The organism is Rhodococcus sp. MTM3W5.2 (assembly GCF_001984015.1).
Classification (GTDB): domain Bacteria; phylum Actinomycetota; class Actinomycetes; order Mycobacteriales; family Mycobacteriaceae; genus Rhodococcus_G; species Rhodococcus_G oryzae.
In genome coordinates, this window is sequence record NZ_CP019572.1 from 4,376,902 (window position 1) to 4,400,035 (window position 23,134).

17 protein-coding genes and 5 pseudogenes are annotated in these 23,134 nt (G+C 71.0%); 14 read left to right on the top strand and 8 right to left on the bottom strand.

Translation table 11 applies throughout. The features are described 5' to 3' along the window. Positions 1-16 precede the first annotated feature (16 nt). From BTZ20_RS19785 to BTZ20_RS19795, 3 genes and pseudogenes are all read left to right on the top strand, one after another. Positions 17-1,459, top strand: a pseudogene (locus tag BTZ20_RS19785) (DNA-3-methyladenine glycosylase 2 family protein); the annotation flags it as partial. A gap of 46 nt (positions 1,460-1,505) precedes the next feature. Continuing rightward, positions 1,506-2,006, top strand: a complete 501-nt coding sequence (locus BTZ20_RS19790) for a methylated-DNA--[protein]-cysteine S-methyltransferase (RefSeq protein WP_077042531.1) — start codon at positions 1,506-1,508, stop codon at positions 2,004-2,006. A gap of 106 nt (positions 2,007-2,112) precedes the next feature. Then, positions 2,113-3,243: an AI-2E family transporter gene (locus BTZ20_RS19795; RefSeq protein WP_083742763.1), complete on the top strand. Its 1,131-nt coding sequence runs from the start codon at positions 2,113-2,115 to the stop codon at positions 3,241-3,243. Between the two features lie 8 nt (positions 3,244-3,251). On the opposite strand, the gene BTZ20_RS19800 is transcribed toward BTZ20_RS19795, so the two are convergent. The 3 genes from BTZ20_RS19800 to BTZ20_RS19810 form a co-directional block, all read right to left on the bottom strand. Then, the gene (locus tag BTZ20_RS19800; RefSeq protein WP_077042533.1) at positions 3,252-4,094 is read right to left on the bottom strand and encodes an NmrA family NAD(P)-binding protein; all 843 of its coding nucleotides are present in this window, start codon (positions 4,092-4,094) and stop codon (positions 3,252-3,254) included. A gap of 144 nt (positions 4,095-4,238) precedes the next feature. Further along, positions 4,239-7,220 carry an AAA family ATPase gene (locus BTZ20_RS19805; protein ID WP_077042534.1) on the bottom strand — a complete coding sequence of 994 codons (2,982 nt, stop codon included), beginning with the start codon at positions 7,218-7,220 and terminating at the stop codon, positions 4,239-4,241. Next, positions 7,217-8,398, bottom strand: a complete 1,182-nt coding sequence (locus tag BTZ20_RS19810; protein ID WP_077043848.1) for an exonuclease SbcCD subunit D — start codon at positions 8,396-8,398, stop codon at positions 7,217-7,219. The genes BTZ20_RS19805 and BTZ20_RS19810 overlap by 4 nt, the downstream gene beginning before the upstream one ends. 119 nt (positions 8,399-8,517) lie before the next feature. Here BTZ20_RS19810 and BTZ20_RS19815 point away from each other — a divergent pair, with 119 nt between their 5' ends. Continuing rightward, positions 8,518-9,687, top strand: a complete 1,170-nt coding sequence (locus tag BTZ20_RS19815; RefSeq protein ID WP_077042535.1) for a DNA recombination protein RmuC — start codon at positions 8,518-8,520, stop codon at positions 9,685-9,687. A gap of 59 nt (positions 9,688-9,746) precedes the next feature. Beyond that, positions 9,747-10,067: pseudogene (locus BTZ20_RS29540) on the top strand (DUF6542 domain-containing protein); the annotation flags it as partial. Between the two features lie 532 nt (positions 10,068-10,599). On the opposite strand, the gene BTZ20_RS19825 reads toward BTZ20_RS29540, so the two are convergent. Then, a complete protein-coding gene (locus tag BTZ20_RS19825) occupies positions 10,600-11,613 on the bottom strand; it encodes a 4-hydroxy-3-methylbut-2-enyl diphosphate reductase (protein ID WP_077042536.1) in 1,014 nt (337 codons plus the stop codon). Positions 11,614-11,708: 95 nt separating this feature from the next. On the opposite strand from BTZ20_RS19825, the gene BTZ20_RS19830 reads away from it, so the two are divergent. The 3 genes and pseudogenes from BTZ20_RS19830 to BTZ20_RS19840 all read left to right on the top strand — a co-directional run bounded on the left by BTZ20_RS19830 (position 11,709) and on the right by BTZ20_RS19840 (position 13,823). Continuing rightward, a complete protein-coding gene (locus BTZ20_RS19830; protein ID WP_077042537.1) occupies positions 11,709-12,335 on the top strand; it encodes a lipid droplet-associated protein in 627 nt (208 codons plus the stop codon). Continuing rightward, positions 12,332-13,606 (top strand): exodeoxyribonuclease VII large subunit, encoded by a 1,275-nt coding sequence (gene xseA, locus BTZ20_RS19835; RefSeq protein ID WP_077042538.1) that lies wholly within the window; start codon positions 12,332-12,334, stop codon positions 13,604-13,606. Before BTZ20_RS19830 ends, xseA begins: the two co-directional genes overlap by 4 nt. Next, positions 13,603-13,823: pseudogene (locus BTZ20_RS19840) on the top strand (exodeoxyribonuclease VII small subunit). The gene xseA and the pseudogene BTZ20_RS19840 overlap by 4 nt, the downstream one beginning before the upstream one ends. A gap of 13 nt (positions 13,824-13,836) precedes the next feature. Here BTZ20_RS19840 and BTZ20_RS19845 read toward each other — a convergent pair. Further along, a pseudogene (locus tag BTZ20_RS19845) lies at positions 13,837-15,455 on the bottom strand (amidohydrolase). Positions 15,456-15,702: 247 nt separating this feature from the next. Between BTZ20_RS19845 and BTZ20_RS19850 the strand changes: the two are divergent. Together BTZ20_RS19850 and BTZ20_RS19855 are read left to right on the top strand one after the other, a co-directional pair. Further along, complete coding sequence (locus BTZ20_RS19850) at positions 15,703-16,050, top strand: hypothetical protein (RefSeq protein ID WP_077042539.1); 348 nt, start codon at positions 15,703-15,705, stop codon at positions 16,048-16,050. Then, entirely contained in the window at positions 16,043-16,684 is a 642-nt protein-coding gene (locus BTZ20_RS19855; RefSeq protein ID WP_077042540.1) for a Dabb family protein, read from the top strand. The genes BTZ20_RS19850 and BTZ20_RS19855 overlap by 8 nt, the downstream gene beginning before the upstream one ends. A 22-nt stretch (positions 16,685-16,706) precedes the next feature. On the opposite strand, the gene BTZ20_RS19860 is transcribed toward BTZ20_RS19855, so the two are convergent. Continuing rightward, positions 16,707-17,276 (bottom strand): DUF4245 domain-containing protein, encoded by a 570-nt coding sequence (locus BTZ20_RS19860; RefSeq protein WP_077042541.1) that lies wholly within the window; start codon positions 17,274-17,276, stop codon positions 16,707-16,709. A 99-nt stretch (positions 17,277-17,375) separates the two neighbouring features. Between BTZ20_RS19860 and BTZ20_RS19865 the strand changes: the two genes are divergently transcribed. The 3 genes from BTZ20_RS19865 to BTZ20_RS19875 all read left to right on the top strand — a co-directional run bounded on the left by BTZ20_RS19865 (position 17,376) and on the right by BTZ20_RS19875 (position 21,304). Beyond that, a complete protein-coding gene (locus BTZ20_RS19865; RefSeq protein ID WP_077043849.1) occupies positions 17,376-18,653 on the top strand; it encodes a hypothetical protein in 1,278 nt (425 codons plus the stop codon). A gap of 116 nt (positions 18,654-18,769) precedes the next feature. Continuing rightward, positions 18,770-19,810: a class II fructose-bisphosphatase gene (gene glpX / locus BTZ20_RS19870; RefSeq protein WP_027501030.1), complete on the top strand. Its 1,041-nt coding sequence runs from the start codon at positions 18,770-18,772 to the stop codon at positions 19,808-19,810. Positions 19,811-19,900: 90 nt separating this feature from the next. After that, a complete protein-coding gene (locus BTZ20_RS19875; RefSeq protein WP_077042542.1) occupies positions 19,901-21,304 on the top strand; it encodes a class II fumarate hydratase in 1,404 nt (467 codons plus the stop codon). A 4-nt stretch (positions 21,305-21,308) separates the two neighbouring features. Here BTZ20_RS19875 and BTZ20_RS19880 read toward each other — a convergent pair whose 3' ends face one another. Continuing rightward, complete coding sequence (locus BTZ20_RS19880) at positions 21,309-21,845, bottom strand: ester cyclase (RefSeq protein WP_077042543.1); 537 nt, start codon at positions 21,843-21,845, stop codon at positions 21,309-21,311. A 30-nt stretch (positions 21,846-21,875) separates the two neighbouring features. After that, positions 21,876-22,529: a L,D-transpeptidase gene (locus BTZ20_RS19885; RefSeq protein WP_077042544.1), complete on the bottom strand. Its 654-nt coding sequence runs from the start codon at positions 22,527-22,529 to the stop codon at positions 21,876-21,878. 94 nt (positions 22,530-22,623) lie between these two features. Between BTZ20_RS19885 and BTZ20_RS19890 the strand changes: the two are divergent. Beyond that, positions 22,624-23,108, top strand: a pseudogene (locus tag BTZ20_RS19890) (limonene-1,2-epoxide hydrolase family protein). Positions 23,109-23,134 lie beyond the last annotated feature (26 nt).

A 23,134-nucleotide genomic window follows, 5' to 3' on the forward strand; every position in this document is an offset into this window, starting at 1 on the left:
GCGCGCTGCCACAGTGGTGACTGTGACCGCACCGCATCTCGACTTCGACCGCTGCTACCGCGCCGTGTCCTCCCGCGATGCCCGCTTCGACGGGCAGTTCATCACCGCGGTGCGGACCACGGGCATCTACTGCAGGCCCTCGTGCCCGGCGATCACGCCGAAGCCGGGCAACGTCAGCTTTCTGCCGACCGCGGCCGCCGCCCAGCAGGCCGGGTACCGCGCCTGCCGCCGGTGCCTGCCCGACGCCGCGCCCGGCTCGCCGCTGTGGAACGTGCGCTCGGATCTCGCCGCCCGCGCCATGCGGCTGATCTCCGACGGCGCCGTCGAGCGCGGCGGGGTGGAATCGCTGTCCGCCTCGCTCGGATACTCGTCGCGGCACCTCACCAGGGCGTTGACCGCGGAACTCGGCGCAGGACCGCTCGCCCTCGCCCGGGCACATCGCGCGCACACCGCCCGGCTGCTGATCCAGACCACGGCGATGTCGATGTCGGACATCGCGTTCGCCGCGGGATTCTCGAGCATCCGGCAGTTCAACGACACGGTCCGCGAGGTGTTCGCGGTGGCCCCCTCGACGATGCGCGCCGAGGCCGCCAAGCGCGCCGACGTGCCGCCCGCCAAGGGCACGGTGTCGTTGCGACTGCCGTACCGCAAACCCCTCGACGCCGGCTGGCTGGCCTGGTTCCTGTCCGGGCACGCCGTCGCGGGCATGGAGCGCTGGTCCGACGGCGAGTACCGCCGAACGCTCCGACTCCCCCGCGGCTGCGGGGTGGTCGCGCTGCGCGTCCTGCCCGAGTACGTGCGGGCCGAACTCACCCTGCGGGACATGCGCGACCTCGCGCCCGCCGTCGCCCGGCTGCGACATCTCCTGGACCTGGACGCGGACCCCGAGGCGGTCGACGGTGCCCTCGCCGCTGATCCCGCGCTGGCGACGAGCGTCCGCGCGGCCCCCGGCATCCGGGTACCGGGCAGCCTCGACGCGGACGAACTCCTGCTGCGCACGATGATCGGGCAACAGATCTCGCTGGCCGCGGCGTCCACCCAGACCGCCCGCCTGGTGGCCGCGCTCGGCGCCCCGGTCGACGACCCGCAGCTGACCCACAGCTTCCCCGGCGCCGATGTCATCGCGGCGCGCGGGCGCGAGGTGCTCGCCGGTCCTGCCCGCCGGATCGACGCCGTCATCGGGGTCGCGGAGGCGCTCGCCTCTGGCACCCTGACCCTGCACGCCGGCCGCACCGCCGAGGATCTTCGCGCGGATCTGTTGTCGTACAAGGGCATCGGACCATGGACGGCCGACTATGTGGTGATGCGCACCCTCGCGGACCCCGACGTGCTGCTCGACACGGACCTCGTCGTCCGCCAGGGCGCGCAAGCGGTGGGCGCCGATCTGACCGACTCCGCGCGCTGGACACCCTGGCGCTCGTACGCATCAATGCACTTGTGGCGCAGCGCACTTGCCGCGCGCGGTGCGCTCGATCCCACCCCGACCCCGATACGGAGGACCAGAAATGATCGCCCAGTACGCCACCACCACGACCCCGATCGGCCCGTTCACCGCCCTCGTCGACGGCGACGGCGCGGTCCTGGCGTCGGGATGGACGGACGACGCCGAGGGACTGCGGGCGCTGATCCACCCGAGCCTGCGCCCCAACGAACTCACCCGGCTCTGCGATCTCGGGGCCGTCACCCGCGCCATCGCCGATTACCATCGCGGCGATCTGACCAGCATCGATTCGATCGCCGTCCGGCAGCAGTCGGGCGAATTCCTGGTGCACGCCTGGGATGTGCTGCGCACTGTGCCAGCCGGGGACCCGATCACCTACACCGAGTTCGCCGGCCGCTCGGGACGTCCCGCCGCGGTGCGCGGAGCAGCGTCGGCCTGCGCCCGCAACGCCGCCGCGCTGTTCGTGCCCTGCCACCGGGTGCTGCGCACCGACGGCACGCTCGGTGGGTTCCGCTGGGGCCTGCCTGCCAAGCGCTGGCTGATCTCGCACGAGCACGCACGGTAGATTCGGTCCATCACCGCCAGGAAGGACCGACCGTGAGCGATCAGCCCACCGCGCCGCCGACCGAGCCGCGTCAGCACCACCCCGCGACCGCGGCGAGATACTCGGCATGGGCGGCATGTGGCTCGCCAAGTGGTCGCTGTGCCTGGTGCTCATCGCCGCCGGCGGCTGGGTGGTGTGGACCCTGCTCGGCGTCCTGTGGGTCGCGGTCCTGCCGGTCCTGCTCGCGATCGTGGTCTCGACGGTGTTGTGGCCGCCCACCCGCGCGATGACCTCTCGCGGCGTTCCCCCTGGGGCGGCGGCCGGCATCACCCTGATCGCGTTCCTCGGCTTCTTCGGCGGGATCATCGCGCTGATCGTGCCCTCGGTGGTCGACCAGGCGCCCGAGCTCGCAAACAAGGCCAGCCAGGGCATCACGCAGGTGCAGGAGTGGATCAAGGGCCCGCCGATCAACCTGCAGGACGATCAGATCGACTCCGCGGTCCAGGCGATCATCCACAAATTGCAGACCAGTGCTCAGGCCATCGCCACCGGCGTGTTCAGCGGCGTCAGCGCGGCCGGCTCCATGCTCGTGACGCTCACGCTGGTGCTGGTGCTCGCGTTCTTCTTCATCAAGGACGGGCCGCGCTTCCTGCCGTGGCTGCACAGCGTCACCGGCGGTCGCGCCGGACGGCACTTCGAGGCGGTGTCCGTCCGGATCTGGGACACCCTCGGCGGCTTCATCCGCACCCAGGCGCTTGTCAGCTTCGTCGACGCCTTCTTCATCGGCCTCGGCCTGATCATCCTGGGTGTGCCGCTGGCCCCGATGCTCGCCCTGCTCACCTTCATCGCCGGCTTCATCCCGATCGTCGGCGCCTTCGTCGCGGGCGCCCTCGCCGTCCTGGTCGCGCTCGTCGCGAAGGGCTGGACGACCGCGCTGATCGTCCTGGTCATCGTGATCGCGGTCCAGCAGCTCGAGGGCAACGTGCTCCAGCCGGTGCTGCAGAGCCGCACCATGAAGCTGCACGCGGTGATCGTGCTGCTCGCGGTGACCGCGGGCGGCTCCATGTTCGGGATCGTCGGAGCGTTCCTCGCCGTCCCGGTCGCGGCCGTGGTGGCCGTGGTGATCCGCTACATCGGCGAACAGGTGGACCTGAAACTCGACGAGGGTGCCAGCGCCGAGCCCGGGCCCGCCGTCGCGGACGACGAACCCGGGTCGACCGGACTGGTGACGGTTGAGGCGGAGGCCGGCTCCGTCTGATCGCCGGACTAGGTGGCCCTTGCGCGGTCGGGCACCGAGTGCCCGACGAAGCGGTCCGCATGGTCGGCCATCCACTGGGCGAAAGTCCGTGCGGGACGGCCGGTCACCCGCTCGACGGTGTCCACGACGGTCGTGGAGTCGTCGGTGGGGGTGGAATACCAACCGATGACATACTCGGCGTCCGCCCGCGGGACTCCGGTGGCAATCAGCCGGTCGACGGCCTGTTCGTGAGTGATCGGGACGAACGCGATGTCGCGACCGATAGCCCGCGACAGGATCGCGATCCGCTCCCGCGGTGTCAGCGTCTCCGGCCCAGTGAGGTTGTAGGCAAGTCCCACGTGGCCGTCGTCGAGCAGTGCGGCCGCTGCGACGGCCCCGATGTCGGCCTCGTGCACCAGCGCGCTGGGGAAATCGTACGGTTCGCGCACGACACCCTCGGCCCGGATCGACTCGGCCCAGGTCAGTGTGTTGGACATGAACTCCTGCGGCTCCAGCCGTGTCCACTCCACGCCCGAATCCGCCACGGCCTGCTCCACCGGCCCGACTCCCCCGCCCCACAGCACGGTGATGCGCCGCACCCCCGCGCCGACCGCGCGCCGCACCAGCTCGGGACCGACGTCGGCGAGCCCCGCCGTCACGGTGATGTGCAGTCGACTGACGCCGTCGAGGGCGATGCCCAGCGTCTCCGGCGCGGTGTGTGTGCCGGCCACCAACTCCACCCCCGCCGGCAGCACCCTCGCTGCCGCACCGGGATTGCGAGTCAGCGCCCGGACATGCTCGCCGCGGCGCACCAGCTCTGCCACCACATGGCGGCCGGTGTTTCCGGTGGCGCCTGTAACCAGTGTTGTCATCATCGAACTCCTCTCGTCCTCGACGACGCTAAAATCTCAACCACACTTGAGGTCAAGGGCGCCACCGGAGTCCGGCGGATCTCGTGATCAACGGCCCGACCCGCGCCGGCCAAGGCGGCTGCGCGGGTCGCGGCGGCGGCCCGATCAGCCCGCGACGACCTCCACGCTCGACCCGGCACGCCCGCGGATCACGTGCAGCCGGCTCGGGATCCGCTGCCGCATCTCGTCGACATGGCTGACGATGCCGACCACCCGTCCGCCCGCACGCAGCTCGTCGAGAACTCCCATCACCGACTCCAGCGCGTCCGAGTCGAGGGTGCCGAATCCCTCGTCGATGAACATGGTGTCGAGCACCAGCCCGCCCGACTCCGCGGCGACGACGTCGGCCAGACCCAGCGCCAGCGACAGCGACGCGAGGAACGATTCGCCGCCAGAGAGGGTCTTCGCCGAGCGCACCACCCCGGTGTAGTCGTCGCGGATGTCCAGGCCGAGTCCGCCCCGCTTGCCGCGCGGCCCTGCCCCGTCCGCGTGCACGAATTCGTAACGGCCACCTGACATCCGGCGCAGCCTGGTCGAGGCGGCAATCGCGACCTCCTCGAGCCTGGCGGCGAGGACATAGGACCGCAGCGACATCTTACGGGCATTCTGTCCCCGCCCGGCGATCACCTCGGCCAGGCCCGCCAGTTCCGCGTGCCGCTCCTGCATCGGGGCCAGCGCGCCGACCTCCTTCGCCAGCTGCGCGACCAGCCTCTCGAGGTCCGCCAGCCTGCGGTCGGCCTCTGACGCGACGGCGATCGCCGAGTTCGCCACCGCGTTCGCGCCCTCGACCTCGGACTCGGCGACCGACGGGTCGACGGGGTCCATCCCGGCGACGGCGGCCACCTCCGCCTCCGCAAGGACTGATTCGGCCCGCACCCGCTGATCCCGCGCCTGCTCGAGCGCGGCCTCGATGGCCGCCACCCGACGCTCGTCCCTGGTGGCAGCGACCGCCTCGTCCACCGACTCGAACCCGGCCTCGGCCGCCGCCAGGGCGACCTTCACGGACAACGCCTCCGCGCTCTCCTGCGCGGCGGTGACCTGCGCGCGCAGATCTCGCAGTCGCGACACCGCCGCCGCGAGCGCGTCGAGCCGGTCGCGGCGCGCCTGCGGGCTCTCGTCGACGCCCGAGGCCTCCGCGATCCGCTTCCTGATGGTCTCCAGCTGATGCACCGACCCCGCGATCCGCTCATCGAGGGTCGCGAGCTCGGCAGTGGCGACGCGTGAACGTTCCTGCAGGCCTTCCTGTTCGGCGCGCAGTCCGGACAGGCGATCGGCGAGCGCCTGCTCTCGCGCTGCCGACGTCTGCGCGGCCGCGTGCGCCTCGGTGGCCGCCGACAGTTCTGCCGCGAGCTGATCTCGGTCGCGGTCGCCGCCCCGCTCGAGCAGGACCTCGATGGCCTGATCGATCTTCGCGAGGCGATCGGTCGCGACATCGACCTCCTGGGCGAATCGCTGCTCCGCCACCCGGGCGGCGTCCTCGTCGGACCTGGTCACCATCGTCTCCGACGCCTCGGCCGGGTTCGGGTGTTCCGCCGAACCGCACACCACGCATGGTTCGCCGTCGGCGAGTCCGGCCGCGAGCTCGGCCGCCATGCCCGCGAGGCGGCGTTCGCGAAGGTCGAGCAGCTCGCCCCGCGCGTCCTGATGTCGGCCCCGCGCCGCCGACAGCTGGTCCGCGGCGTCCGCCCGGAGCTGTCGCTGCTGCGCGAGGGCGACGGCGGCGCCCTGCACGTCGGCCGCCCTGCCCCGCGCCTCGTCGAGGGCGGGCAGCGCCGCGACCGCCTGCCGCGCGGCGGCGAGATCGTCCTCGGCGGCGCGCAGCTGCTCGGGCAGCGCGGTTCGACGGAGCTCGAGTTCCGCTGCGGCGGAGGCGAGCTCGCGGCGCCGCTCGCCGTGCCGGTCCACGGTCTCCTGCAGGGCGTCGGCGACCAACGATTCGGCGATGAGGTCGTCGAGCCGCGCGACCTCATCGGTCCAGCCGCGGATCGTCGCGGCGATGACGTCGCGGTCCTCGGCGGCCTCGGGCCAGGACAGCCGCTCCAGCAGCGCCCTGCCCTCGTCGACCGCGCCGATGCCTCCGGCCAGGGTGTCCATCAACTTCAGTTCCCGCGCAGCGGTTTCCGCCGCCGCGGCTGCCTCGACACGGATCTCGGCGATCGGCGCGGCCCGCACCGCCCTTGCGAGTTCCTCGGTCTGCGCTGCCCGCGCGTCCGCGCCCCCGGCGTGGGCGCGCAGCTCCGCCTCTGCCTTGGCTGCGCGCTGCTGGAGGCCCCGGATCCGGGTCACCTCGGCGAGCGTCGCGGTGGCCCGCGCGGCGGCCGCCTTTGCCGCGACGAGTTCCGCGGTTGCGGTGTCCCTGGCCTCCTCCGCGTCGGCCCGCAACTTGTGTGCCCAAGTCAGTGGATCGGCGTCGGCGCCCGCCTCGATGCCCGCCGCCGTGGAGACACGTGCGAGCATCAGGTCCACGGACTTGCGTCCGGATTCCAGCGTCGCCGCGCTCTCGCGCCTGCGTTCTGCGAACCAGTCCTCGACCGTGCCGAACCGGGTGGTGTCGAACAGCCGCTCCAGCAGGTCGCCCCGCTCGTCGGTGTCCGCACGCAGGAATCGCGCGAACTCCCCCTGCGGGAGCAGTACCACCTGGAAGAACTGGTCCGCGCTCATGCCGAGCAGCCGGCCGATCTCCTCGCCGATCTCGTCGAGGCGGGTCAGGTTCTGACCGTGACCGTCCAGCCAGGTGAGCGTCGCCTTTGCGTTCTCCTTGGTGGTGCCGGTGCCGCGGAGTTTTGCCCGTTCGTATTCGGGGCTACGGGTCAGGCGGAGCCTGCGGCCGCCGATTGTCGCCTCCAGCACCACCTTCGGCACCGAACCCACGGCGGCGTGATCCGAGAGCAGTCGCTTGCCCTGCTGCCTGGCACCAGGGACCGTGCCGTACAGCGCGAAGGCCACCGCGTCGAGGATCGTGGTCTTCCCCGCCCCGGTCTGTCCGTGCAGCAGGAACAAGCCGTCCGCGCCGAGGGCGTCGAAGTCCACCGCCGCGGTGTCGCCGAACGGACCGAACGCCGAGACCTCCAGACTGTGCAGCCTCACGCGATCTCTTCCAGGGCCGCCGGTTCGCCGAGCTCGTTCTCGTGGACCGCGGCGCTCAGCGCGCGCTCGACCAGGCGCAGTTCGCTCGCCGTCGGTTCGCCGCGCATGTCGGTGAGGAAGCTGGTGGCGATCTGCAGGTCGCTGCGCCCGCGAACGCGCTCCCCGTAGTGCAGGTCCGCGCTGCCCTCGGGTCGCTGCCATTCGAGGTGCACCATGTGCGGGAACCGGGTCTGCAGGGTGCGCATCGGATCCTGTGGCCGGACCGGATCGGTGAGGATCGCCGAGATGTAGTTGGCCTCGTCCGCGGTGAACCGTTCGTCGTCGAGCAGCTCGTCCACGGTGCCGGTCAGCTGGCTCAGCCCGCGCACAACCGGCAGGTCGACGCGGCGCACCTCCGCGAGGCCCGTGGCATCCAGATCGGCTATCCACACCGCCTTGCGGTGGGTCCGCTCGCCGAACGAATACGGCAGCGGCGAACCGGAATAGCGCACCCGATCGGTGAGGGTCTGCGGCGAGTGCAGGTGCCCGAGCGCCACATAGTCGACGCCGTCGAACGCGGAGGCCGAGACCGTCTCGACCCCGCCGACCGAGATGGATCGTTCCGAGCCGGTCGCCTCGGCCCCGACTACGAAGGCGTGCGCGAGCAGGACCGCGCGCGGCCGGGTGCCGTCGACGGCGCGGCCCCCGAGATCCACACGGACGCGCGCCATCGCCGCATCCAGGATCTCGGCGTGCGAGCGCGCGGTCGGCACGCCCAGCTCCGCCCTCGTGGTCTCGGGCTCGAGGTACGGCAGGCCGTAGAAGGCGACCTCGCCGTGCTCGTCCTCGAGCAGCACCGGGCGGTCCACCTCGGACACCCGTGTCATCAGGTGCAGTCCGCCCGCGGCCGAGAACGCCGAGCCCGCACCGAGCCGCGCAGGGGAGTCGTGATTGCCGGAGGTCGCGACGATCACCGCTCCCGCCGCACGGATCGACTCGAAACCCTTGTTGCACACCGTCACCGCGTCCGCGCTCGGGATCGCACGGTCGTACACGTCGCCGGGGACGACGACCACGTCCACCTCGTTCTCCGCGACAAGAGCCGCGATGGCCTCGAGCGCGCTCGCCTGATCGGCGAGCAGGTCCACGCCGTGGAAGGTGCGCCCGATGTGCCAATCGGAGGTGTGCAGGATTCGCATGCGCCGACCGTAGATCACGGCGCCGACACGATCGGTGACGCGCGCCGGGCACGGCGCGAGGGGCGCCCAAGGTCACTCCGTACCGGAGCGTGTCGGTGCCCTCGTGCACCATCTGCCCCATGGACCCCGTCACCGCACTCGGACTGCTCGTCGCGCTCGGCCTCGGCATCGCCGTCGGCTGGCTCTGGCACGCATCCCGGTCCGGCCAGCACGCGGCACGGGCCGAGGCCCAGCTCGCGGCACTGCGCGAGAACGAGAAGACGCTGCGACAGTCCCTCGCCGCGGTCAACGAGGACTCGGCCCGCCGCACGTCGGGCGCGGTCAGCGAACAGGTCTCCCACCTGGTCGGCCCGCTGCACGACGCTGTCGACGCGCTCGCAAACCAGGTCCACCAGGTCGAACGCAGCCGGGTGCACGCGTACGCCGGGCTGTCCGAACAGGTTGCCGGCATGCATCGCGCCTCCCAGTTGCTCACCACCCAGACCAGCCAGCTCGTCACCGCGCTGCGCGCCCCGCAGATCCGTGGCCGTTGGGGTGAGATCCAGCTCGAGCGGGTGGTCGAGCTTGCGGGCATGGTCAAGCACTGCGACTTCGACACCCAGGTCAGTGGCGAGGGCGTCCGGCCGGACCTGCTGGTCCGGCTGGCAGGCGGCAAGCAGATCGTGGTCGACGCCAAGGTTCCCCTCGCCGCATACCTGGACGCCGCGCAGGAAGAGGATCCCCGCGTCAGGGACGGTCACCTCACCCGGCACGCCCGACAGCTGCGTACCCACGTCGACCAGCTCTCCGCCAAGGCCTACTGGGCCTCGTTCGATCCGAGCCCGGAGTTCGTGGTGCTGTTCGTCCCCGGTGACCCGTTCCTGGACGCCGCGCTCACCGCCGACGCCGAGCTGCTCGAGCACGCGTTCGCGAAGAACGTGATCCTGGCCACCCCGACCACCCTCGTCGCACTGCTGCGCACCATCGCGCACACCTGGCGGCAGGAGACGCTCTCCCGTGAGGCCGCGACCATTCACCGCCTCGGCCGCGAGCTGTACACCCGGCTCGGGGTGGTCGGCAGCCACCTCGACCGGCTCGGATCCCAATTGGGCAAGGCCGTCGACTCGTTCAATCTGACGGCCGCCTCCATGGAGTCGCGGGTCATCGTGACCGCCCGCAAGCTCCACGAACTGGAGGTCGGGGACGGGGAGGTCGCCGAGATCGGGCGGATCGACTCGTGGCCGAGGGCGGTCGGCCTCGGCGAGAACTTGCCCACTAACGGTCGCGCCAACGAGGCGATCGGATCGTGAACGGCTAGTGTCTAAGGGTGTCTGCAACCCAACGTGCTCGCTCTGGGGTGCCGCTCGAGATGCGGTCTGTTCTCCCCACTGTGCCCGGCGTGCCCGCAGCGGCCGCCGTTCTCATCGCGGTGGCGACGACCTTCGTTGGATTCGCCATTGACGCGGTCCGTGGCAACGAACTGACGTCCGCGTTCTCCGTCTTCTACTTCCTCGGCTGTGTCGGCGCTGTCCTCGCGGTCCGCAGCCGCGGCCTGTTCGCCGCGATGGTCCAGCCGCCGCTGATCCTGTTCGCGGCCGTGCCGCTGGCCTACCAGTTCCTGACCACGGGATCCAAGGGCGGACTCAAGGATCTGATGTTCAACGTGGCGATCCCGCTGGTCAACCGCTTTCCGCTGATGTTGACCACCACCCTCGCCGTCCTCATCATCGGCGGGGTCCGGCTCTACCTCGGCCAGCAGGCGGTCCGCACCCCTGCCCGCGCGAAGAGCAGGTCCGCAGAGGCAGGCTCCGCCCGCCGCACCGATCGCCCCGCGACCCGGCCGCAACAGGCGGCACGACGGACCGACCAGCCGCGCACGGCGGCGCAGCGCACCGCACCGGCACCGCGCCCGCAGGGCGCTCCGCAGACCCAGCCCGGACGCGCGGTGTACCGGGACCCGGCGCCGACCCAGGTCCAGCGCCGTCCGGTCCCCCGCCGCCCGCGCCGGGGAATCTCGGCCGGAGGCCGGAACGCACGCCCAGCGCCGCGACCGCGCGGGTGCAGCCCCACGTGGCGCCGCCGACCCGTACACCCCCGTGCACCCGATCCCGCAGGTCCGATACCGGGACCGCGAGGACTCGGCTCACGATCAGCCGCGCGGCAGGTACTGACGCCCGCGGACCGGCTCCGTATGGGCCGGGACCGGGGCGTCACCGCCCGCGCTAGGAACCGGTGTTGCTCGGCTTGCGCAGCTCGCGCGGCAGCGAGAAGACGAGAGTCTCGTTCGCGGTGGTCACCGGCTGCACATCGTGGAATCCATGCTCGGCGAGAAGCTCGATCACGCCGCTGACCAGGATCTCCGGCACCGAGGCACCCGAGGTGAGACCGACGGTGGTGACGCCGTCGAGCCATGCGGTGTCGATCTCGCGCGCGTAGTCGACCAGGTAGCTCGCCCGCGCGCCCGCGCCGAGGGCCACCTCGACCAGTCGCACCGAGTTCGACGAGTTCCGCGACCCGACCACGATCACCAGGTCGCACTCAGGGGCCATCGCCTTCACCGCGACCTGCCGGTTCTGGGTGGCGTAGCAGATGTCGTCGCTGGGCGGGTCCTGCAGCAGCGGGAACTTCTCGCGGAGCCGGGCCACCGTCGCCATCGTCTCGTCGACGCTGAGCGTGGTCTGCGACAGCCAGATCACCTTCGTCTCGTCGCGCACGGTGACGGCGTCGACCGACTCGGGTCCGTCCACCAACTGGACGTGATCAGGGGCCTCGCCCGCGGTGCCCTCGACCTCCTCGTGGCCCTCGTGCCCGATCAGCAGGATGTCGAAGTCGTCCCGCGCGAAGCGCTTGGCCTCCTGGTGCACCTTCGTCACCAGCGGACAGGTCGCGTCGATGGTCTTGAGGTTGCGCTCGGCCGCCGACTCGTGCACGGCAGGCGACACCCCGTGGGCGGAGAACACCAGCAGCGAGCCCTCCGGCACCTCGTCGGTCTCGTCGACGAAGACGACACCGCGGTCCGACAGCGTCTCGACCACGTGCCGGTTGTGCACGATCTCCTTGCGCACGTAGATCGGCGCGCCGTGCTTCTCGAGGGCCCGCTCGACGGTCTCGACTGCACGGTCGACACCCGCGCAGTATCCACGTGGTTCGGCGAGCAGGACGCGCTTGCCGGAGCCGCCCGGAGCAGGGGCGCTGGAACGGGCGATGCCCAGGTTCAGGGGGACTGCGGAAGACATGACACCAGGGTACGGGCAGCCATGACGGGGCGCCCGATCAGGCACGCCGCGCGCCCAGCTACCAAAAGGGGCATTCGTCAGGCAGTCTTAGTGCCATGATTCGTCCCCCTTTCGCTGCGCGGGTCGCTGCCGGGATCGCCGTCACGGTTGTCGAAGAGGTGCAGAAGCTGCCGAACACCGCGGTCGCGCTCCCCATGACCACCATCAGCCACATGCTGCAGACGACGATGCGCGTCCAGCAGTCCATGACGGCGCTGGCGATCAAGGGCGATCAGGCGTTCTCGATGCTCTTCCATCAGGACGAGGAGCAGCCGGAGTGGGCGGTCTTCGACGAGGACGCCGCGCCCGCGCCGTCGGGCGGCGACGGGGCCGCGGCCAAGCCCGCGAACCAGGGCCGGTTCGCGCTGTACTCGATGCAGCCGGAGTCCGAGCCGGACGCGCCCGCCGCGACGCCTGCGACCGGCGCACCCGAGAAGGCGGCCGCGAACAAGTCCGCCAACGGCACCCCCGCGTCGACACAGACAAAGACGGCGGCGACACGGCCCGAGATCGCCGAGTACCTCGACTACGACAACCTGACGCTCGCCCAGCTCCGGGCGCGGCTGCGGACGCTGTCGGTCGAGGAGCTCGATGCCCTGCTGGCCTACGAGAACGCCGCCCGCGCCCGCGCTCCGTTCCAGACCATGCTCGGTAACCGGATCACCAGCGCCAAGGCCAAGTGAGCTCCGTCCAGCCGAGCCAGACGGGCGCGCCGACCTCGAACTCGCCCGAGCACCCGTGGCCGGTCCGATCCGTCGCGACCAAGGTCTCGCAGTGGATCGATCGCCTCGGCAGCATCTGGGTCGAAGGCCAGATCACCCAGATCAACGTCCGTCCCGGCACCCGCACCGCGTTCCTGGTGCTGCGCGACGCCTCCGTGGACATGTCGCTGTCGGTCACCTGCTCCCCCGCGCTGATCCGCGACTCCCCTGTTCCGCTGACCGAGGGCAGCCGGGTCGTGATGTTCGGCAAGCTGTCCTTCTACACGGGGCGCGGCACCGTGTCCCTGCGCGTCACCGAGATCCGGGCCGTCGGGATCGGCGAACTGCTCGCCCGGATCGAGCGGCTGCGCGCGCTGCTCGCGGCTGAGGGCCTGTTCGATCCGCGGCTCAAGCGGCCGCTGCCGTTCCTCCCGCACACCGTCGGCCTGATCACCGGGCGGGCAAGTGCCGCCGAGCGTGACGTGCTCAGCGTCGCCGGAAAGCGTTGGCCCGCTGTCCAGTTCGAGATCCGCAACACCGCGGTACAGGGCCCGACGGCGACCGCGCAGATCGTCGCGGCGCTGGCCGAACTGGATTCGAACCCGGCGGTGGAGGTGATCGTCCTGGCGCGCGGTGGCGGCAGCGTCGAGGACCTGCTGCCGTTCTCCGACGAGACCCTGTGCCGCGCGATCGCCGCGTGCACCACCCCGGTGGTCAGCGCGATCGGCCACGAACCGGACAACCCGCTGTGTGATCACGTCGCGGATGTGCGCGCCGCGACGCCGACCGACGCCGCCAAGCGGGTGGTGCCCGACGCGGTTGCCGAGCAGGCCCTGGTCGCCGAATTCCGGGCGCGCGGCGCGGCCGCACTGCGGAACTGGGTGGCACGCGAGGCGCGGTCGCTGGCCGACCTGCGCAGCAGGCCGGTGCTCGCCGACCCGCTTGCCGCCGTCGAGCGGCGGGCCGAGGAGATCGCGCGGCTGCGCGAGGCGGGCAGGCGCGACGTCAACCGGCTGGTCGCCGGTCAGGCCACCGTCGTCGAGCACCTTGCGGCCCGGCTGACCACCCTCGGACCGGCGGCGACGCTCGCCCGCGGGTACTCGGTCGTGCAGAAGGTGGTGCCCGGGTCGGATCCGGAGGTGCTGCGCTCGGTGGAAGACGCCCCGCCCGGCACCCAGTTGCGGGTGCGGGTCGCCGACGGCGCGGTCATCGCCGCCGTCATGGGCAAGGACAAGTCAGGAGAAGCACAGTGAGCCAACCGGTATCGGAGCTCGGCTACGAGGCCGCGCGCGACGAGCTGGCCGACGTGGTCAAGATGCTCGAGCAGGGCGGCCTCGACCTCGACCACTCCCTCGCGCTGTGGGAGCGCGGCGAGGCGCTGGCCAAGCGCTGCGAGGAGCACCTCGCGGGGCGCGGGCACGGGTCGAGAAGGCGCTCTCGCACGCCGAGGACGAGGGCGACCCGCGCTAGCGCGGAGCCGGCCTCAGCTGCTCGCCGAGTAGGTCGGGCGGCCGGACAGGTAGGTCGCCTCCACCGTGAGATCGGCTATCGCGGCGGGATCCACGGCGCGGGGGTCGGCGGACAGCACCACGAGGTCGGCGTACTTACCGGGGCCAGCGTCCCGATGATCTCGTCGGCGAAGAGCTGGTTCGCCGGCCAGATCGTCTGGGCGCGCAGTGCCTCCTCGACGGTGATGCGCTCCTCCGGCGCGAGGACCCGTCCGGTGCGGCTGGTCCTGGTCACCGCGACGGAGATGTTGCGCAGCGGCTCGACCGGTGTGACCGGCGAATCGTTGTGCAGGGAGATCCGGATGCCCGCGTCGAGGGCGGAGCGCGCGCGCATCCAGTGCGCGCCGATCTCCTCGCCGAACAGCCCGTCGACGAGCACATCGCCCCAGTAGTAGAGGTGGTCGATGAGCAGGCTGCAGGTCACGCCCAGCCGGGCGGCCCGCCGAAACTGGGCCGCGGTCATCGCCCCGCAGTGTTCCAAGCGCAACCGGTGATCGGCCCGGGGATGCTCGGTCAGCGCGGCCTCGTACACGTCGAGGATCGTGTCCACGCCGCGGTCGCCGAGGACGTGGCACGCCATCTGCCACCCCAGCGGGAAATACGCGCCGACGATCGCCGCGAGCTGTTCGCCCGTGTAGTTCGCCTGGCCACGGTGGTCGTGCCCGAGGCCGATCACGTTGAGCGTGGCGTCGGTGTTGAGGTACGGGAACGAGGTGTCGATGTTGCCCACCCATGGCGACCCGTCGACCCACAGCTTGATGCCGATCTGCCGGAACACGTCGTCACCGTCGTCCGGCGAAGACTCGGAACGCATTTCGGCGGTGGACATCTCGTACGTCCGCAGCCGGACGAGGGGGTGATCGCCCGCGTAGTGGGCGCGCATCAGCGACAGTTGGTGCGGCGAGAACGCGAGGTCCGCGATGGTGGTGATGCCACGCGCGGCCAGCCCCTGCAACTCGGCACGCCACAGGGCCGCCGGGTCGACGTCCCGGCTCTGCATGGGGCCCGCGAGAGCGAAGATCGCCGGGACCTCGTACGCCTTGCCTGTCAGTTTCCCGTCGGCGTCACGCTCGAAATGCGCGCCGGTCGGATCCGGTGCGTCCGCAGGCAGACCCGACAGCCTCAGCGCCGCCGTGTTCGCCCATGCGAGGTGACCCGAGTTGTGCATCACCAGAACCGGCCGCTCCCCGGCGAGTTCGTCGAGCCAGGGCCTTGTCGGTTCGGGGAACCCCGATTGGAGCAACGGATCGAGCCCGCTGAAGATGAGCGGCGTGGTCGCGGGCGCACTCGCCAGCGTGTCCCGCATGAGGGCGATCACCGCGTCCGCGTCCGGAACGATGACGGGACGGATGTCGACGACGGTGTCCGCGTAGCGGGTCATGTCCATGGTGGGGTGGCCGTGCGCCTCCACGAAGCCGGGCAGCACGGCCCGTCCGCCGAGATCGACGACCTCCGTGTCGACGGTCCGCAGCGCGAGGATCTCCTCGGCCGTCCCCACCGCCGCGATCCGCCCGTCGCGCACCGCGAGCGCTTCCGCAAGGGGCAGAACCTCATCCATCGTGACAACGATTCCGTTGGTGAAGATCAGGTCCATGTCGCCTCCGAGGAAATTGACACTTCCGGATTCCCCTCACAGTCTGCGGCGTCGATGCGCGAATCCTGTCGGATTGCGCGAAGTGTGTGGGCTCGAGCCGGTCTGGCGCGCTCGGACTCGTGCTGATCGCCGGGTGGTCCGGGTCGCCGGCCGATGAGGACGATGGCGCGTGTCGTCCGCTGAGCGCACTCCCGATGAGCGGGATCGCCCGCTGCCCCCGTCACCGGCGACTCCCTAGCCTCGGCGCATGGCAGGCGAAAAGGTGTACGTCATCGACCGGGTGGTCACCAGGCCAGGGCGCGCACGAGAATTCGTCGACGCGTACCTGGCCGAGTACGCCCCAGGAGCGCGCGGGCGGGGCATGGCCCTCGAACACGTGCTGGTGAGTCCGCCGATCTGGTTCGACGACGAGTCGAACACGATCACCGCCACCTGGACGCTCGATGGCGCGGAGGGCTGGTGGCAGATGACGTGGCAGGGACGCCCGGACCCCACTCTCGGGCAATGGTGGACGCGGATGGACGAGCTGGTGCTCGAGCGCACCCGCACGATGGCCTCCGCCGCGCAGGACGTGGACGGGTTGACCGATGTTTAAGATCACCAAGCTCTTTCACCACCGCCCCGGTGTCGATGACGGTGCCCGGGCCCGGCTGGCCGACGACCTGCGCCGCACCGCGGCCCTTGCGGGTGCGCACCGCGCGCTGATCCAGCCGACGCTGCCCGGTGTCCGCAACGGCGGCGACCTGCTCGCGCACCTCCAATTCGACGCCGAGGATCGGTGGCGCGCCGCCGAACCGGCCGTCGATGCGCTCCTCGATCCCTCGGTCGTCGACCACGTCGACGGCGCCGAATACCGCGGCGAGCCCCGCGGACAGCTCGGCGTCGGCGCCGAGGGCGGGGTCTACCGGGCGCTGCTGTTACGGGTGGATCCCAGCGCGGCGGACACCGTGGTGGAGCGATTCGAGGCCGAGCTGCTCCGGATGCCCCGCCACGTCCCCGCGATCCGAGCCTGGCAGCTCAGCCGGGTGTCACGGGCGGAGGGCGCCTCGCCGTGGACGCACGTGTGGGAACAGGAGTTCACGGACCTACAGGGACTGATGGGCCCCTATCTCGCACACCCGGTGCACTGGGCGTACATCGACCGGTGGTTCGACCCCGAGTGCCCGGACGTGATCGTCCGCGACCGGGTCTGCCACAGCTTCTGCGCGCTCGACGGTTCGGTCGTCTAGAGGACCGGGCGCAGGGCCCTGGTCAGGGCGTCAGCGGCTGGGCCGCGTCGACGGCCGTGGCGAGCTCGGTGAACTCCTCGGTCGTGCCGCTGCCCTTGATGAGGACCCGGACATCGCCGAGATCGGTCACCCAGATCGGCTCGCTGCCCTCCTCGGCGTACTCCACCCACCGATCACCCGCGACCGGGGCGACACCCGTGGGGCTACGCAGGTCGCCTGCGACCCAGGGCACCAGCGCCTCCTCGGTCGCCGCGCTCTGACTCAGCTGCAGGTAGCGACCCTTCGGGGTGATGTAGCCGACGGTGGTCACGTCGCCGCCACTGTCACCGCCCACCACTCCGCGGCTGCCGGAGTTCGGCTGCCAGTCCTCGGGCACGGCGGGGTCACGGACCGGGAACCCGAGCACCCCGGCGTCGTATTTGAGCGACGCGTCGACGTCGAACTGCGGCACCGGCCCGGAGGTGGGACCGCCAGGGCTGAACGAGCAGCGACTCGCGACCCCGGCGACGATCAGGCACAACAGGACCAGCGGGATGATCGACCACATCATGTCTTTGTTGTTCTGCAGAATCCGGGGTTTCTTCTCGGCCACGCAGCTAGTATCCCAGCCGCGCATCCGCCGAGGTCCGGCGGTTCCCACCGCGGGCGCAATCGCCGCCGGAAATCAAATATATGTTGTTAGATGTCCGGCATGCGTACGAGGATCTTCATCCGCCCGCCTGCCATTCGTACCGCCGCGATCCGCGGGGTGCTCCTCGTGCTCGGAATCGCCGCGGTAGCCACGGCCGCGCCTGCAGCGGCAGTCGCCCAGCCCGCCGGCTACGCCGCTCTGCTCGACATCGCGCCTGCCAACGCGAAGGCGGAGCGGGCGGGCGGGCTCGACCCCCGGCTGCCGACCGACCCCGCCGTCCTCGGCGACGCGCTCGGCGAGGCCAGGGCGGCCGGCCTGCCGACCGGCCGCTATTCCGCACTGCTGCACCAGTACTGGCTCGCCCGCGGCGCCCGGTCGGCCGGCATCGACCTGGCCACCTGGGACCCGAACACCGGCCTCGCCGCCAACGCCACACTGGTGGACCGGGTGTACGAGAACTACGGCCGGTACCAACGCGCCCGCGCCGAGCTGTACTGGGCCGGGATGGCGGGGATGGCAGGCGCGTCCTTCACCGGCGGCTTCTGGGACCTCGACATGGGCCGCGCGGCGCTCGGTGTCGACGCCGTCCGCGGCCTCGGCGGCGCGGTGGCCGCGGCCACCGGCGCGCTGCCCGAGGCGGCAACGGCGCTGCTGCCGCCGGACGCCCGGGTGCTCGCGACCGTCGGCCCGACCGTGACGGCGCAGGATCTGGACTGGTACCAGAAGCGCCTGCTGATCATGCAGAAGCACATCTTCTTCGACATGGTCCCGATGCACGAGGCGTACCTCGCGGGCGGGCGGGCCGCGGTCGACGAACTCGACGAGGCGGGCCTGCTCGACGACAACGCCAGGGCCGCGTGGGCGGGCATCTACTCCGGTACCCCCGCCGGCTACGCCGATGCGATGGTCCGGATGGCGGACCGGGAACAGAACCAGGTCGTCGCCGACCAGTGGGATGCCACGTCGGCGGCGCGCGGTGGCATCGGGCGGGCACTGACCTATGTGACGACCATCGCCGCGAAGCCCTCGGTCCCCGGCTCGATGGCCCCGGGGGTGTTCGCCCCGGTCTCGGTCACCGGCGAGGTCGCAGGCGCCACCTACCGGCTGCGGGCGCCGCTGCCCGACTTCAACTGGGCGGATCGCGGACCGCGCTGGACGTACATCGCCGGAGACATCGCTGTCGCCTATCGGCGCCTCGCCGAGGATCGACCGGGGGTGGCCGCCGCACTGCTCACCCAGCCGTTCCGTCAGTTCGCCGACCAGCAGCGAGCCGTGCACCGCGCCCCCGACCTGCTCCGCGACCTGAGCACGGGGTGGTCGCTCGAGAGGCAGCCGTAGCCCAGCCTCATCAGCCGGCCACCGGTGATGAGACAATCACGCTCGAGTCGAACCCTGACTTCCCCGACGGAATCTATGGCGGCGCCGCATGCGCCGACCACTAGGAGGCACCGCACATGACGGCCAGCACCCCATCGAGTCGCCGCGAGGCGCCGGACCGCAACCTGGCGATGGAGCTGGTCCGCGTCACCGAGGCGGGCGCGCTGGCCGCGGGCCGCTGGGTCGGCAAGGGCGACAAGGAGGGCGGTGACGGTGCCGCCGTCGACGCCATGCGTCAGCTCGTGAGCAGCGTGTCCATGCGCGGCGTCGTGGTCATCGGCGAGGGCGAGAAGGACGAGGCGCCCATGCTCTACAACGGCGAAGAGGTCGGCAACGGCGACGGCCCGGACTGTGACTTCGCGGTCGACCCCGTCGACGGCACCACGCTGATGTCCAAGGGCATGCCGAACGCGATCTCCGTCCTCGCGGTCGCCGAGCGGGGCGCCATGTTCGACCCGTCGGCCGTCTTCTACATGGAGAAGATCGCCGTCGGCCCCGACGCCGCCGACGTCATCGACATCACGGCCCCTGTCGCGGAGAACATCAAGCGCATCGCGAAGGTCCGCAAGTCCTCCGTCTCCGACGTCACCGTCTGCATCCTGGACAGGCCCCGGCACGCGCAGCTGATCTCCGACGTCCGCGCGACCGGCGCCAGGATCCGGCTGATCTCCGACGGCGACGTCGCAGGCGCCATCGCCGCGGCGCGCCCCGACTCCGGCACCGACATGCTGATCGGCATCGGCGGCACCCCCGAGGGCATCATCGCCGCCGCCGCCATGCGCTGCATGGGCGGCGCGCTGCAGGGCCGGCTCGCCCCGACCGACGACGCCGAGCGCCAGAAGGCCATCGACGCGGGCCACGACCTGGATCGGGTGCTGCTCACCGAGGACCTGGTCTCCGGCGAGAACGTCTTCTTCACCGCCACCGGCGTCACCGACGGTGACCTGCTGCGCGGCGTCCGCTACAGCGGCGGCGGCGCGCACACCCAGTCGATCGTGATGCGCAGCAAGTCCGGCACCGTCCGGATGATCGACGCGTACCACCGCCTGTCGAAGCTGCGCGAGTACTCCTCGGTCGACTTCGACGGCGACCCGGACGCCCAGTTCCCCATGCCGTAAGGCGCTCCGCGCCTGTGAGTCCTTTTGGTCCGTATAGGGGCCAAAAGGACTCACAGGCGGCGCAGCCGCTTCAGTGGCAAGCTGCTAGGTATGACTGAGAACGCCGAATCGCAGTTCCGCATCGAGCACGACACCATGGGCGAGGTCCGGGTCCCGATCGACGCGCTGTGGCGGGCCCAGACCCAGCGCGCGGTGGAGAATTTCCCGATCAGCGGCCGCGGCCTCGAACGCGCGCAGATCCGGGCGATGGGCCTGCTCAAGGCCGCCTGCGCGCAGGTCAACAAGGACCTCGGCCTGCTCGACGCCGTCAAGGCAGACGCGATCATCGCGGCCGCCGACGAGATCGCCGAGGGCAAGCACGACGACCAGTTCCCGATCGACGTGTTCCAGACGGGCTCGGGCACCAGCTCCAACATGAACGCCAACGAGGTCATCGCGTCGATCGCAAAGGCGAACGGCGTCGAGGTACACCCCAACGATCACGTCAACATGTCGCAATCGTCGAACGACACCTTCCCGACGGCAACCCACCTCGCGGCGACGGAATCCGCGGTGAAGGCGCTGATCCCCGCGCTCGACCATCTGCGGCTGGCGCTGTTCGACAAGGCCGCCGAATGGAAGTCCGTCGTCAAGTCCGGCCGGACCCATCTCATGGACGCCGTGCCGGTCACCCTCGGGCAGGAATTCGGCGGCTACGCCCGGCAGGTCGAGGCAGGCATCGAGCGGATCATGTCTGCCCTCCCCCGGCTCGGCGAGCTGCCTATCGGCGGCACCGCGGTCGGCACCGGACTCAACGCCCCCGACGGGTTCGGGCCGTTGGTGGTCGCCGAGCTCGTCCGGGCCACCGGGATCGACGCACTCTCCCCGGCGCGCAACAGCTTTGAGGCTCAGGCCGCCCGCGACGGATTGGTCGAGGCATCGGGCGCACTGCGGACGATCGCGGTCTCGCTCACCAAGATCGCGAACGACATCCGCTGGATGGGATCGGGACCGCTGACCGGACTCGGCGAGATCCGGCTCCCCGACCTGCAGCCCGGCTCGTCGATCATGCCCGGCAAGGTGAATCCCGTTCTGCCGGAAGCGGTCACGCAGGTGGCCGCGCAGGTCGTGGGCAACGATGCGGCCGTCGCATGGGGTGGCGCGGCCGGCGCCTTCGAGCTCAACGTGTACATCCCGATGATGGCCCGAAACCTGCTCGAGTCATTTCGCTTGCTCGCCAACGTCTCCCGGCTGTTCGCCGACAAATGCGTCTCGGGCCTTGTCGCCAACACCGATCACCTCAAGACGCTCGCGGAGTCGTCGCCGTCGATCGTGACGCCACTGAACTCCGCTATCGGTTACGAGGAGGCCGCCGCCGTCGCGAAGGAGGCGCTCAAGGAGCGCAAGACGATCCGCCAGACGGTGATCGACCGCGGGCTGGTTCCCGAGAAGCTGACCGAGGCCGAGCTCGACCGCCGTCTCGACGTCCTCGCGATGGCGAAGGTCCAGGAGTAGTGGTTCAGGCCGGCGGCGCCTTCCGCGCTCGACTCTTGGCCCACAGCATCCGCGCCAGGTAGGCCGGGCTCGGCTGCAACCAGCCGAGTTGCTCAGCCATGCCCAGATCGTCGCGGTTCGCCCAGTGCTCGATCACGAGTCCGTCCTCGATTCGAACCCAATGTGATTGGGTGACAGCGAAACTCCGGCCGGTCGGCGGGAAGGCCCCGGCGACGGCGCCGCTCTCGTCGAAGTTCACGAACAGCCCAACGTGGCGACCGCTCATGGTCACCTCGACCGCGACGAGATCACCGTCCGCCACCACGTTCCGGATCTCGAAATGCAGGTCCGCGAACGGCCGGCGCAGCCACAGTGCGGTCGCATGCCAGGATCCCGGTCCGCGGACCCGGGTGTGCGGCGGCTCGGTCTTGGTCTCGTGGTTGACGGCATCCGGATGGATGATGGCGTCGAAGTCCTCGCGGCTGCCCGCGGCCACGAACTCGATGCTGCGCACGGCGATCGACTTCGCGTCCGCCGAGGGGGTGGATCGATCGCTGTTCACTCCGGCCTCCCGGCAGTCGACGAGCCTTGCTCAGTCCGCGATGGCGATGACCGCACCCGGCTGCAGCCACCGGATCAGCCAGACCAGTGCGCCCTCGCTCACCGCGACGCAGCCCAACGTGGGCTCACCGTTCGAGACGTGCAGGAAGAAGGCGCCGCCACCGCCGGGCACCCGCTCCTTGTTGACGCCCATCACCACCGCGTAGCGGTAGGCGGGGATCTCCAGCTCCTCGCTGGCCGACTCGTCGAAGGCGCAGGACCCGGGGGCACAGACCTGATGCGTGTTGTATGTCGCGCTGTCCGGGTCGCCATCCCACCAGTCGTTCGGACCCACCTTCCGGTACGGCAGGCCGCCGCCGGGGTTCCCTGCGGTGCCGAACGCCGCGTCCAGGCTGAACACGCCCTCCGGGGTCGCGGGCACGCCGTCCGCGGCCGCATCCGTGAACCCGTCCGCCCCGACCTGCGCGGGCAGGCTCGGGGAGATCCGGTGCCAGCCGAGCGGGGAGCGCTGCCAGGCCTCCAGAGTGGCATTCGAGCCGCCCGCCCCGCGGACGGCGATGACTTGAGTGGCCCCTCCGACGGCCCCGTCGAACCAGGGCCCCTGAGCAAGGGCGTGCGGCGCACAGAGCAGCGCCAGCACCGTTGCGATGACGGTCGATAGGATCGCGCTCGCCAGTTTGCGCACACCACATGGTGTCCCGCGAGGCCCGCGCGGTCAAGCACCTGGCCGGTACGGTCGGGATACCGTCATCCCCGGCCACACGAGCGATCGGACCGACATGAGCCTTGCAACCATCGAACCGGGTTCCGTGGACACACCCGCCGACGTCCTGGTGGTGCGCGCGTTCCTGGCCGCCCTGGCCAGGGCCGATGTCGACACCGCGGCCGGGCACCTGCACCCCGAGATCGCCTGGCACAACGTCTCGCTGCCGATCCTGCGTGGATACCCCTGGTGACCCGGGTGCTGCGGCAGCTCGCCCGCCCCGGCCTGCGGTTCGACGTGATCGTGCATCACGCAGCGGGCGAGAACGGCGTGGTCCTCACCGAGCGCACCGACCTGCTCGGCGCGGGGCCGATCAACACCGAGTTCTGGGTGTGCGGCACGTTCGAGCTGCGCGACGGCAAGATCGCGGTGTGGCGGGACTACTTCAGCGTCCGTGACGTCGTCCGCGGCATCGTGGTCGGCGTTGCCAGGGCCGCGACCGGCAGGCGCGGCGGACGCGGTACGGGCTACCTCAGCGAGGCTGCTGCGCTGGACGCGTGAGAAGCGAACGCCTGGTGAGCGAACGG

Excerpts from the sequence above, each read along its gene's own strand:
- BTZ20_RS19790 (WP_077042531.1), top strand. The coding sequence starts at position 1,506 with ATGATCGCCCAGTACGCCACCACCACGACCCCGATCGGCCCGTTCACC.
- BTZ20_RS19795 (WP_083742763.1), top strand. The coding sequence starts at position 2,113 with ATGGGCGGCATGTGGCTCGCCAAGTGGTCGCTGTGCCTGGTGCTCATC.
- BTZ20_RS19800 (WP_077042533.1), bottom strand. The coding sequence starts at position 4,094 with ATGACAACACTGGTTACAGGCGCCACCGGAAACACCGGCCGCCATGTG.
- BTZ20_RS19810 (WP_077043848.1), bottom strand. The coding sequence starts at position 8,398 with ATGCGAATCCTGCACACCTCCGATTGGCACATCGGGCGCACCTTCCAC.
- BTZ20_RS19815 (WP_077042535.1), top strand. The coding sequence starts at position 8,518 with ATGGACCCCGTCACCGCACTCGGACTGCTCGTCGCGCTCGGCCTCGGC.
- BTZ20_RS19825 (WP_077042536.1), bottom strand. The coding sequence starts at position 11,613 with ATGTCTTCCGCAGTCCCCCTGAACCTGGGCATCGCCCGTTCCAGCGCC.
- BTZ20_RS19830 (WP_077042537.1), top strand. The coding sequence starts at position 11,709 with ATGATTCGTCCCCCTTTCGCTGCGCGGGTCGCTGCCGGGATCGCCGTC.
- BTZ20_RS19850 (WP_077042539.1), top strand. The coding sequence starts at position 15,703 with ATGGCAGGCGAAAAGGTGTACGTCATCGACCGGGTGGTCACCAGGCCA.
- BTZ20_RS19855 (WP_077042540.1), top strand. The coding sequence starts at position 16,043 with ATGTTTAAGATCACCAAGCTCTTTCACCACCGCCCCGGTGTCGATGAC.
- BTZ20_RS19865 (WP_077043849.1), top strand. The coding sequence starts at position 17,376 with ATGCGTACGAGGATCTTCATCCGCCCGCCTGCCATTCGTACCGCCGCG.
- glpX (WP_027501030.1), top strand. The coding sequence starts at position 18,770 with ATGACGGCCAGCACCCCATCGAGTCGCCGCGAGGCGCCGGACCGCAAC.
- BTZ20_RS19875 (WP_077042542.1), top strand. The coding sequence starts at position 19,901 with ATGACTGAGAACGCCGAATCGCAGTTCCGCATCGAGCACGACACCATG.